Below are 10989 nucleotides of genomic sequence, written 5' to 3'. Positions count from 1 at the left end.
TCTAGTACATGGGGCCGGGATGGTCATGCCCGGCCTCCCTGTGATGTCCTTCTTCGACCATGAAGCGAGGCGATTTCCATCGGCATGCCAGCGGCTGGACGGCATGGGTACCCCTGCCGACAACCGCGTGGACGCGACTGCGTCCCGGGCGCGCCCCACTGCGCTGTCCCCTGCTGACCGACGCCGACCTGGCGCGCGCCGCCTGGACGGCGACGCATCTGCCCGAGCTCTTCGCCGCGCTCCGGCACGCGGTGTGCGCGCACCACGAGGGCTTCCCGGAGGGCCTCGACGTACGCGCCGTCCACATCCACCCCGTCTCCCGGGACGGCATACCGTACGTCGGCGTCGAGTTCCGCGATCTCGGCGTCGCCCTGCACGGCACCCGCGTGGTGGACCTCGGCGGACCCGAGGTCGCCACCGACCGCGGGATCGCGGAACAGGACGCCACCGACCCGCGCGCCGGCCTGGACGAGGCGCTCATCGGACACTGGAGCGGCATCCCCTTCGACTACGGCGTGATGGAGTCCTCGGAGTTCGAGTTGCGCGCCAACGGACAGGGGTGGAGCAATCTCGCCAACGCCCTCGGGGAGTGCGTCACCCGGCTGACCTGGCGGTGCCCGGAGCCGGGACTGCTGGAGCTGCGGACGGAGGGCGGAGCGGTCTCACACCACGCGTACCGGGTCACCGGCGACCCGGTGCCGACGGTCGCCTTCGACGAACCGGTGGAGTTCTGTCATCAGTTCGCCAGGTCGGGGTAGGCGGTCCCTCAGCTGGACCGGGCTCCGTCCGATATTGATGCTTTTGCCCGGACCTTGACGGTCTGTCACCCGAATGGCGCCCCCAGGAGGCGCCATCTCATATCTGAGATAGCCTCACCCTCATGGCAGACGACTACCTCGTACGCATCGGCAAGCTCATCCGTGACGCCCGGCAACACCGTGGCTGGACACAGACGCAGCTGGCCGAGGCGCTCGGCACCTCCCAGAGCGCCGTCAACCGGATCGAGCGCGGCAATCAGAACATCAGCCTTGAGATGATCGCCCGAATCGGTGAAGCCCTGGACAGCGAAATCGTCTCTCTGGGCTACGCGGGCCCGATGCATCTGCGGGTGGTGGGCGGTCGTCGGCTGTCCGGCGCGATCGATGTGAAGACGAGCAAGAACGCGGGCGTGGCCCTGCTGTGCGCCTCGCTGCTCAACAAGGGGCGCACGGTGCTGCGCCGGGTCGCCCGCATCGAGGAGGTCTACCGTCTGCTGGAGGTCCTCCAGTCCATCGGGGTGCGCACCCGCTGGATCAACGACGGAGTCGACCTGGAACTGGTGCCGCCGGCCGAGCTGGACATGGCCGCCATCGACGCCGAGGCCGCCGTCCGCACCCGCTCCATCATCATGTTCCTCGGCCCGCTGCTGCACCGCATGGACAGCTTCAAGCTGCCCTACGCCGGCGGCTGCGACCTCGGGACGCGCACCATCGAGCCGCACATGATCGCGCTGCGCCGGTTCGGCCTGGACATCGCGGCGACCGAGGGCCTGTACCACGCCCAGGTGGACCGGGCGATCTCCCCCGACCGCCCGATCGTGCTGACCGAGCGCGGGGACACGGTGACGGAGAACGCGCTGCTGGCCGCGGCCCGGCACGACGGCGTCACCGTCATCCGCAACGCCTCCTCCAACTACATGGTCCAGGACCTGTGCTTCTTCCTGGAGGCGCTCGGCGTCAAGGTCGAGGGCATCGGCACCACGACGCTGACCGTGCACGGCGTGCCCACCATCGACGTGGACGTCGACTACTCCCCCTCCGAGGACCCGGTCGAGGCGATGAGCCTGCTGGCCGCGGCGGTGGTGACGGAGTCGGAGCTGACGGTGCGCCGGGTGCCCATCGAGTTCCTGGAGATCGAGCTCGCGGTCCTGGAGGAGATGGGCCTCGACCACGACCGTACGCCCGAGTACTTCGCGGACAACGGCCGTACCCGGCTGGTGGACCTCACCGTCCGCCCCTCCAAGCTCGAAGCCCCGATCGACAAGATCCACCCCATGCCGTTCCCGGGCCTGAACATCGACAACGTCCCGTTCTTCGCGGCCATCGCGGCCGTCGCCTCGGGCAAGACGCTGATCCATGACTGGGTCTACGACAACCGCGCGATCTACCTGACCGACCTCAACCGCCTGGGCGGGCGCCTGCAGTTGCTGGACCCGCACCGCGTCCTGGTCGAGGGCCCCACCCGCTGGCGCGCCGCCGAGATGATGTGCCCGCCGGCCCTGCGCCCCGCGGTCGTCGTCCTGCTGGCCATGATGGCCGCGGAGGGCACGTCGGTGCTCCGCAACGTCTACGTCATCAACCGCGGCTACGAGGACCTCGCCGAGCGCCTGAACTCGATCGGCGCGCAGATCGAGATCTTCCGGGACATCTGAGCCGTCCCCGGCGGAGACGGCAGGGCTCCCGCAGGCCGGCGCCTGCGGGAGCCCTGCCGTTCGTTCACGGCGCGAGCAGCAGGCTGTCGCCGCGCTCCTTGGCGGCGGCGTAGCGCCGGGCCACGTCCTGCCAGTTGACGACCTTCCACATGGCCTCGATGAAGTCGACCTTCTGGTTCTTGTACTGGAGGTAGAAGGCGTGCTCCCAGGCGTCGAAGACCAGGATCGGGGTCGAGCCCTGGCCGACGTTGCCCTGGTGGTCGTAGATCTGCTCGACGACGAGGCGGCCGCTCAGCGGCTCGTACGCCAGCACGCCCCAGCCCGAACCCTGGGTCGTGGCCGACGCCTTGGAGAGCTGGGCCCTGAACCAGTCGTAGGAGCCGAAGGACTCGGCGATGGCGTCCGCGAGCTCGCCCACGCCGTCCTTCTCCAGCGGTTCGCCGCCGCCGTCACCGGTCATGTTGTGCCAGTAGACGGAGTGCAGGATGTGGCCGGAGAGGTGGAAGGCCAGGTTCTTCTCCAGGCCGTTGATCGAGCCCCACGCCTCTTTGTCCCGCGCCTCGGCGAGCTGCTCCAGCGTGTCGTTGGCGCCTTTGACGTACGCCGCGTGGTGCTTGTCGTGGTGCAGTTCGACGATCTCGGGGCTGATCACCGGGGCCAGCGCCGAGTAGTCGTACGGAAGTTCCGGGAGCGAGTAGACCGGCATGTCCAGCGTCCTCCGACATTATTGCGAATGATGTGCAGCTGCACGCTAACAGCAAGAGTGGCATCCGCGGGTTCGGAGTGCGCAGGGCGTCCCGTTCGGTACTGTCGGACGGGACGCGACAGGGCGGACGGTCCACGGCGGGAATCCGGGATGCGGGCAAACAGATACGTACGCGCAGGAAGTGCCCTCGGGCAGCTCCTGCTCGTCGTCGTGCTCGCGCTCGGGGTGTTCGTGATGCACACCGTGGGGCATCCCGAGGAGTCCTCGTCCCATTCCGGGATGCAGAACGCGTCGCACGCCGCACCGATGGACCATCCGGCGGCGCACGATCCCGACGGCTCGTCCACCCACGAGCCCGCCATGCCGATGGACATGGCCTCGCTGTGCGTGGCCGTGCTGTTCGGCGCCTGGGTGCTCGCCGCGCTGCTGAGGTCGGCGTTCACCCGGCACGGGGAGTGGCTGGCGCGACTGCTCGCCCAGGTCGCCTCCGTGCTGCGGCCCAATCCGCCGCCTCGCGGCCCCGATCTCACCCAGCTGTCGGTTCTGCGGCAATAGGCCGGTTCCTTCCACGGGCGTCAGCCCGTGACTCGGCATGCCCGGAAGGACAGAACCACACGCAAAGTGAGATCACCCATGACTGCAATCAAGCGCGGCCTCGCCGCGGCCGGACTCGTCGCCGCCGGCGCCCTGTTCCTCGCGGCCTGCGGGGACGACGACATGGACGGGACGGAGCACGGCAGCTCGGCGTCCAGGTCGGCGGAGGCCGAGGCGGGGACGGAGACTGAGGCTGGTTTCAATGACGCCGACGTCGCCTTCGCCCAGATGATGATCCCGCACCACGAACAGGCCCTGGAGATGGCGGAGCTGGCCGACGGCCGGGCCTCCGACGCCGAGGTCAAGGACCTCGCCGGGAAGATCGAGAAGGCCCAGGGCCCCGAGATCCGGACCATGAAGGGCTGGCTCAAGGAGTGGAAGCAGCCGACCGCGGCGGAGTCCATGCCGGGCATGGACCACGGCTCAGGCCACGGCGGTGACGGCATGATGTCCGGCACGGAGATGACGGAGCTCAAGGCCCTCAAGGGCACCGCGTTCGACAAGGCCTTCGCCGAGATGATGATCGAGCACCACAACGGCGCGATCAGCATGGCCGAGGACGAGCGGAAGAACGGCGAGAGCGCCGACGCCAAGAAGATGGCCGAGGCCATCGTCGAGGGCCAGTCGGCGGAGGTCGAGCAGCTCCAGGACATCGTCGACCGGCTCTGAGCACAGCGGGACCGGGCCGCGGAGGCTTCCCTCCGCGGCCCCGGTCCGGTGCGGGCGTTCAGCCCTCGGTCAATGTCACGTCCTGCTGCCGGGAGGCGTGGAAGGCGGGCAGGGGCAGGCCGGCGCTGGAGTCCAGTTCCATGACGGTCGCCTCGACGTGCGCCGCGCCCGCCTCGATGGCGCCCGGGGTCGGCTTGCCCGTGTTCTCCCAGCGGTGCTCCAGGCCGTCGCAGATCGCGCGCGTGCCGCCGATGCCATGGCGGACCGTGTCGTCCTGGCCGACCGAGGAGCTGACGAACACCGGGCCGGTGCCGCCCGTACAGCGGTAGGTGCCGGAGAGGGTGACCGTGCCGTCGGCGGCGATCCGGCCGGTCGGGTCGACGGTCACCGTCTCGAACGGGTCGGCCGGGGCGGCGGGGGCGGTGAGCAGCAGCAGGGCGGCACCTGCGGCGAGGCCGAGGGCGAGGCGTACGGGCATGAGGGGACCTTCCGGATGAGCGGAACTCGGGGGGCTCCACCAGTACCCGGCGGGCGCGCCCGCGCGCGTGATCATCACCCCTTCGGTGGCGAGTTGGCGGCGGGCGTCCGTGTACCGTCCGGGAGTTGTCCCCGTGTTGTCACACCTCCGGCCCGCCCGTGGCGATGAGTTCACGCGGGGAGCATGGTCTACCCATACGAAGAGGCCGGACCGTGTGGATCCGGCCTATGTGGATCCGACCTATGTGGAGGTGCGCCATGCGTGCCCACCAGCCTTCGTGTTCGCTGACCGCTCCGCACGCCGCGGTCGTCGTCGCCGCCCGTCCCGAGCAGGGGTGGAGCCTGCTGTGCGACGGCACGATCGTCTTCGACGACTCCGGGGAGCTGCTGCCGGACGGGCGGGTCGTCGCCCCGCACCGTGTGCCGGTCCGTCCCCTGGCGATGGCGGCCTGAAGCCCCGTTACGGCAGCACCGCGAAGCCGTCCAGTTCCACCAGGGCCTGGTGGTCCCAGAGCCGGACCACCTCCACCACCGCCATCGCCGGGTAGTCCCGGCCCGCCAGCCGCCGCCAGATGCCGCCCAGTTCGGGGGCGTGTGCGCGGTACGCCGCGACATCCGTGGCGTAGACCGTGACCCTGGCCAGTTCGGCCGGGGTGGCACCGGCCGCTCGCAGGGCCGTGAGCAGGTTGGTGAGCGCCTGCTCGAACTGCTCGGGGAGGGTGTCTCCCACGACCTTGCCGTCGGCGTCGAGGGCCGTCTGGCCCGCCAGGAACACCAGCCGGGTGCCGGTGGCGACCACCGCGTGCGAGAAGCCCGTGGGCGGGGAGAGTTCGGGTGGGTTGACTCGCTCGGCGGTCATCCTGAGTCCTCCAGGTCGGCGTACAGCTCCTTGGCGATGATGCCGCGTTGGACCTCGCTGGCGCCCTCGTAGATGCGCGGGGCACGGACCTCGCGGTACAGGTGCTCCAGCAGATGGCCGCGGCGCAGGGCCCGCGCCCCGTGCAACTGGACGGCCCGGTCGACGACGTCCTGGGCCGTCTCGGTGGCCAGCAGCTTCGCCATCGCCGAGCGCCGGGGGACGTCCGGGGCGCCTTCGTCGTACGCCGTCGCCGCCGCGTAGACCATCAGCCGGGCCGCCTCGGTGCGCAGGGCCATGTCGGCGACCTGGTGGGCCACCGTCTGAAGGTCCCTCAGCTTGCCGCCGAACGCGTCCCGTCGGGACGTGTGGGTGAGCGTCGCGTCCAGGGCCGCCTGGGCCATGCCGACCGCGAAGGCGCCGACGCTGGGGCGGAAGAGGTTCAGGGTGCCCATCGCCACCCGGAAGCCGCGGTCGGGCTCGCCGAGGAGGTCGTCGGCGGTCACCGGGACCGCGTCGAAGGCCAGGCTGCCGATGGGGTGCGGGGAGAGCAGGTCGAGGGGGGTGCCGGTCAGGCCGGGGCGGTCGGCCGGCACCAGGAACGCGGTCACGCCCCGGGATCCGGCGCCCGGGGTGGTCCGCGCGAAGACGGTGTAGAAGTCGGCGTCGGGGGCGTTGGAGATCCAGCACTTCTCGCCAGTGAGGCGCCAGGCGGACGGGCCGTCGGGGGCGGCGGCCAGGGACAGGGCCGCCGCGTCCGAGCCCGCACCCGGCTCGCTCAGCGCGAACGCGGCCACCGCCCGGCCCTCGCCGACCCGGGGCAGCCAGTGCGCGCGCTGTTCCGGGGTGCCGTGGGCGTGCACCGGGTGGGCGCCAAGGCCCTGGAGGGCGAGCGCGGTCTCCGCCTCGGTGCAGGCGTAGGCCAGGGACTCGCGCATCAGGCAGAGGTCCAGAGCGCCGGAGGTGAAGAGCCGGGGCAGCAGGCCGAGGGTGCCCAGCTCGGCGACGAGCGGACGGTTGACCTGGCCGGGCTCGCCCTTCTCGGCCAGCGGCCGCAGCCGCTCGGCGGCCAGCCGGCGCAGTTCGGCACACCAGGCGGTCTGTTCCGGTTCGAGTGAGAATGCGGGCATCGCCGTCCTCTCTCCCCGCGGCTGTCGAGGTGGCCGCAGAGCCACTCCCCCGACGGTATCGCGCACAGTTGACTGCCGTCACCAACACGATACGCTCGACGAGCGAGCCCACCAGGGAGCCCACCAGGCAAGGGGGCGCACCGCCATGAACCACTCGGCGCATCTCGACACCTTCGCGCGGGACCACCTCCCGCCGTCCGAGCAGTGGCCGGAGCTCAGCTTCGACCTGCCGGAGCTGCGCTACCCCGAACGGCTGAACTGCGCCGCCGAACTGCTGCACGGCCCCCCGGACGACCGCCCGGCGTTCCGCACCCCGACGGGCCCGGCCTGGACCTACGGCGAGCTGCGCGCCCGCGTCGACCGGCTGGCGCATCTGCTCACCGACGATCTCGGGGTGGTCCCGGGCAACCGGGTGCTGCTGCGCGGCCCCACCACCCCGTGGCTCGCGGCCTGCTGGCTGGCGGTGCTGAAGGCGGGCGCGGTCGCGGTGACCGTGCTGGCCCAGCAGCGCCCGCACGAGCTGCGCACGATGTGCGAGATAGCCGAGGTGGGGCACGCCCTGTGCGACATCCGCGCCGTCGACGACCTCGCCAAGGCGGAGGTACCGGGCCTGCGGATCGCCACCTACGGCGGTGACTCCCCGGACGACCTGCTGCGCCGGGCGGCGCCGAGCACGCCGTACCCGGCCGTGGACACCGCCTCCGACGACGTGGCGCTGATCGCCTTCACCTCCGGGACCACCGGACGGCCCAAGGGCTGTATGCACTTCCACCGTGATGTGTTGGCGATAGCGGACACCTTCTCCAAATATGTGCTCCAGCCACATGTGGGCGATGTCTTCGCGGGCAGCCCCCCGCTCGGCTTCACCTTCGGGCTCGGCGGGCTCGTCGTCTTCCCGCTGCGCGCCGGGGCGAGCGCGCTGCTGCTCGAACAGGCCGGTCCCAAGCAGCTGTTGCCGGCCGTCGCCGAGCACCGGGTGACTGTACTGTTCACGGCGCCGACCGCCTATCGCGCGATGCTCGACGAGCTGGCCGGGCACGACGTCTCCTCGCTGCGTCGCTGTGTGTCGGCCGGGGAGAACCTGCCCGCGGCCACCTGGCGGGCCTGGCACGAGCGGACCGGGCTGCGCATCATCAACGGCATCGGCGCCACCGAGCTGCTGCACATCTTCGTCTCCGCCGCCGACGAGCACATCCGCCCCGGCACCACCGGGGTCCCGGTCCCCGGCTGGCACGCGCGCGTGGTCGACGCCGAGGGCCGGGAGAAGCCCGACGGGGAACCGGGGCTGCTCGCGGTGCGCGGACCGGTCGGCTGCCGCTATCTCGCCGACCCGCGGCAGCGGGAGTACGTGCGGCACGGCTGGAACATCACCGGCGACACCTACGTCCGGGAGAGTGACGGCTACTTCCGCTACATCGCCCGCGCGGACGACATGATCATCTCGGCCGGGTACAACATCGCGGGCCCCGAGGTCGAGGAGGCCCTGCTGCGCCACCCGGACGTGCTGGAGACCGCGGTCGTGGGCCGCCCGGACGCGGCGCGCGGGCAGATCGTGATGGCGTTCACGGTGCTCAGGCCCGGCGCCCGGCGCGACGCGGAGGCGCTGCGGACCTTCGTGCGCGAGGAGCTGGCGCCGTACAAGTGCCCGCGCGAGATCGTCTTCCTCGACGCGCTGCCGCGCACGGCCACCGGAAAGCTCCAGCGGTTCAAGTTGCGAGTGGCGGCCGAGACCGGGAGTGACCGGTAATGATGCCGACGACCTAAGATGATCAACGTGTCCGACCAGCATGCACCTCGGTCTCTGATCGTCACGCTCTACGGCGCCTACGGCCGCCATGTGCCCGGCCCGGTGCCCGTCGCCGAGCTGATCCGGCTGCTGGCCGCGGTCGGCGTGGACGCTCCCTCCGTGCGCTCGTCGGTGTCCCGGCTCAAGAGACGCGGGCTGCTCGTGCCCGCCCGGACGGAGGACGGCGCGGCGGGCTACGAACTCTCGCCGGACGCCCGCCAGTTGCTCGACGACGGCGACCGGCGCGTCTACGCCACCGCACCGCCCGACGACGAGGGCTGGGTGCTCGCGGTCTTCTCCGTACCGGAGTCGGAGCGGCAGAAGCGGCATGTGCTGCGCTCCCGCCTGGCCGGCCTCGGCTTCGGCACGGCCGCCCCCGGCGTGTGGATCGCGCCCGCACGGCTGTACGAGGAGACCCGGCACACACTGGCCCGGCTGCGCCTGGAGCCGTACGTCGACTTCTTCCGCGGCGAGCACCTGGGCTTCACGCCGACCGTGGAGGCCGTCACCCGCTGGTGGGACCTGGCGGCCATCGCCAAGCAGCACGAGGCGTTCCTCGACCGCCACGCGCCCGTGCTGCACGACTGGGAGCGGCGCTCGGACACCCCGCCCGAGGAGGCGTACCGCGACTACCTCCTCGCCCTGGACTCCTGGCGCCATCTGCCCTACGTCGACCCCGGGCTGCCCGCCCGGCTGCTCCCCGAGGACTGGCCGGGCGTGCGGTCGGCGGCGGTGTTCCGGGCGCTGCACCGGCGACTGCGGGACGCGGGGGCGCGGTTCGCCGGGCTGTGACCCCGGCCACAACTCCGGTCCCTCAGAGAACCCTCAGGCCCTTCCGGCACTCTTCTCAGATTTCTCACCTAGCGTGCACCGAGTCGCATGCCAGGTAAGGAAAAAGAGGACTGTTGCGCATGACCACCACGGCAAGGGCTCAGGGAGCCACGATCTGGCTCACCGGGCTGCCGAGCGCGGGCAAGACGACGATCGCCCGCCTGCTCGGCGACCGGTTGAAGACCGAGGGACATCGCGTGGAGGTCCTGGACGGCGACGAGATACGCCGCTTCCTCTCCGCGGGCCTGGGCTTCTCCAAGGAGGACCGCAACACCAACGTGCAGCGCATCGGGCTGGTCTCCGAGGTGCTGGCCCGCAACGGCGTCCTCTCCGTCGTCCCGGTGATCGCCCCCTACGCCGACAGCCGCGAGGCGGTACGGGCGCGGCACGCGGCGAGCGGGACGCCGTACGTCGAGGTGCATGTCGCCACCCCGGTCGAGGTGTGCAGCGAGCGGGACGTGAAGGGGCTGTACGCCCGGCAGGCGTCGGGTGAGCTGTCCGGGCTGACCGGGATCGATGATCCCTACGAGCCGCCGGTGGACCCGGCGCTGGTGCTGCGGACGCAGGAGCAGAGCCCCGGTGAGTCCGCGGACGCCGTGTACGCGGTGCTGGCCGAGCGGGGGCTGCTGTGAGTTTCGCCCTCTCCCACCTGGACGCGCTGGAGTCCGAGGCGGTGCACATCTTCCGCGAGGTGGCGGGCGAGTTCGAGCGTCCGGTGATCCTCTTCTCCGGCGGCAAGGACTCCATCGTCATGCTGTACCTGGCGCTGAAGGCGTTCGCGCCCGCGCCGGTGCCGTTCTCGCTGCTGCACGTCGACACCGGGCACAACTTCCCCGAGGTGCTCGACTACCGGGACCGCGCGGTGGCGGCACATGGGCTGCGGCTCCATGTGGCCTCCGTACAGGACTACATCGACCGGGGTGTGCTGCGCGAACGTGCCGACGGGACGCGGAATCCGCTGCAGACGGTGCCGCTCACGGAGAAGATCCAGAGCGAGCGCTTCGACGCCGTGTTCGGCGGCGGGCGCCGTGACGAGGAGAAGGCTCGGGCGAAGGAACGGGTGTTCTCGCTGCGGGACGAGTTCTCCCAGTGGGATCCGCGCCGTCAGCGGCCCGAGCTGTGGAACCTGTACAACGGGCGGCACACTCCCGGTGAGCATGTGCGGGTGTTCCCGCTGTCGAACTGGACCGAGCTGGATGTGTGGCAGTACATCGCCCGGGAGAACATCGAGCTGCCGGAGATCTATTACGCCCATCACCGTGAGGTGTTCGCGCGGGGCGGGATGTGGCTGACGGCCGGTGAGTGGGGCGGGCCCAAGTCCGGGGAGACCGTCGAGAAGCGGCAGGTCCGCTATCGGACGGTCGGCGACATGTCCTGTACCGGCGCGGTGGATTCCGACGCCGACACCATCGAGAAGGTGATCGCCGAGATCGCCGCGTCGCGACTGACCGAGCGGGGGGCGACCCGGGCGGACGACAAGCTGTCCGAGGCCGCGATGGAAGACCGTAAGCGCGAGGGGTACTTCTAGGC

At 71.0% G+C, this 10989-nt stretch carries 13 protein-coding genes; 9 read left to right on the top strand and 4 right to left on the bottom strand.

Annotation, left to right across the window (positions count from 1 at the left end):
• Positions 1 to 59: 59 nt before the first annotated feature.
• Both STRCI_RS30765 and STRCI_RS30760 read left to right on the top strand, forming a co-directional pair.
• A complete protein-coding gene (locus STRCI_RS30765; RefSeq protein WP_269662203.1) occupies positions 60 to 758 on the top strand; it encodes a hypothetical protein in 699 nt (232 codons plus the stop codon).
• A gap of 122 nt (positions 759 to 880) precedes the next feature.
• Positions 881 to 2410 carry a helix-turn-helix domain-containing protein gene (locus STRCI_RS30760; protein WP_269662202.1) on the top strand — a complete coding sequence of 510 codons (1530 nt, stop codon included), beginning with the start codon at positions 881 to 883 and terminating at the stop codon, positions 2408 to 2410.
• 64 nt (positions 2411 to 2474) lie between these two features.
• Here the strand turns inward: STRCI_RS30760 and STRCI_RS30755 are convergent, their stop codons facing one another.
• On the bottom strand, positions 2475 to 3116 hold the full coding sequence (locus tag STRCI_RS30755; protein ID WP_269662201.1) for a superoxide dismutase: 642 nt from the start codon (positions 3114 to 3116) through the stop codon (positions 2475 to 2477).
• A gap of 150 nt (positions 3117 to 3266) precedes the next feature.
• Here STRCI_RS30755 and STRCI_RS30750 point away from each other — a divergent pair, with 150 nt between their 5' ends.
• Together STRCI_RS30750 and STRCI_RS30745 are read left to right on the top strand one after the other, a co-directional pair.
• Positions 3267 to 3671: a DUF6153 family protein gene (locus STRCI_RS30750; RefSeq protein ID WP_269662200.1), complete on the top strand. Its 405-nt coding sequence runs from the start codon at positions 3267 to 3269 to the stop codon at positions 3669 to 3671.
• 78 nt (positions 3672 to 3749) lie between these two features.
• On the top strand, positions 3750 to 4379 hold the full coding sequence (locus STRCI_RS30745; protein WP_269662199.1) for a DUF305 domain-containing protein: 630 nt from the start codon (positions 3750 to 3752) through the stop codon (positions 4377 to 4379).
• 58 nt (positions 4380 to 4437) lie between these two features.
• Here the strand turns inward: STRCI_RS30745 and STRCI_RS30740 are convergent, their stop codons facing one another.
• On the bottom strand, positions 4438 to 4857 hold the full coding sequence (locus STRCI_RS30740; protein ID WP_269662198.1) for a DUF6299 family protein: 420 nt from the start codon (positions 4855 to 4857) through the stop codon (positions 4438 to 4440).
• 257 nt (positions 4858 to 5114) lie between these two features.
• Between STRCI_RS30740 and STRCI_RS30735 the strand changes: the two genes are divergently transcribed.
• The gene (locus tag STRCI_RS30735; protein ID WP_269662197.1) at positions 5115 to 5309 is read left to right on the top strand and encodes a DUF5999 family protein; all 195 of its coding nucleotides are present in this window, start codon (positions 5115 to 5117) and stop codon (positions 5307 to 5309) included.
• Positions 5310 to 5316: 7 nt separating this feature from the next.
• On the opposite strand, the gene STRCI_RS30730 is transcribed toward STRCI_RS30735, so the two are convergent.
• Complete coding sequence (locus tag STRCI_RS30730) at positions 5317 to 5715, bottom strand: RidA family protein (RefSeq protein WP_269662196.1); 399 nt, start codon at positions 5713 to 5715, stop codon at positions 5317 to 5319.
• Positions 5712 to 6842 (bottom strand): acyl-CoA dehydrogenase family protein, encoded by a 1131-nt coding sequence (locus STRCI_RS30725; protein ID WP_269662195.1) that lies wholly within the window; start codon positions 6840 to 6842, stop codon positions 5712 to 5714. Before STRCI_RS30725 ends, STRCI_RS30730 begins: the two co-directional genes overlap by 4 nt.
• Positions 6843 to 6987: 145 nt before the next feature.
• On the opposite strand from STRCI_RS30725, the gene STRCI_RS30720 reads away from it, so the two are divergent.
• From STRCI_RS30720 to cysD, 4 genes are all read left to right on the top strand, one after another.
• On the top strand, positions 6988 to 8589 hold the full coding sequence (locus STRCI_RS30720; protein ID WP_269662194.1) for an AMP-binding protein: 1602 nt from the start codon (positions 6988 to 6990) through the stop codon (positions 8587 to 8589).
• An 18-nt stretch (positions 8590 to 8607) separates the two neighbouring features.
• Positions 8608 to 9420, top strand: coding sequence for a PaaX family transcriptional regulator (locus STRCI_RS30715; protein WP_269662193.1), 813 nt, complete (start codon positions 8608 to 8610; stop codon positions 9418 to 9420).
• A 119-nt stretch (positions 9421 to 9539) separates the two neighbouring features.
• Positions 9540 to 10091 (top strand): adenylyl-sulfate kinase, encoded by a 552-nt coding sequence (gene cysC, locus STRCI_RS30710; protein ID WP_269662192.1) that lies wholly within the window; start codon positions 9540 to 9542, stop codon positions 10089 to 10091.
• Positions 10088 to 10987, top strand: a complete 900-nt coding sequence (cysD, locus tag STRCI_RS30705; protein WP_269662191.1) for a sulfate adenylyltransferase subunit CysD — start codon at positions 10088 to 10090, stop codon at positions 10985 to 10987. The genes cysC and cysD overlap by 4 nt, the downstream gene beginning before the upstream one ends.
• Positions 10988 to 10989 lie beyond the last annotated feature (2 nt).

The organism is Streptomyces cinnabarinus (assembly GCF_027270315.1).
GTDB lineage: Bacteria > Actinomycetota > Actinomycetes > Streptomycetales > Streptomycetaceae > Streptomyces > Streptomyces cinnabarinus.
Note: the sequence above shows the minus strand (reverse complement) of the source record. Positions and strands in the feature narration are given on the sequence as shown.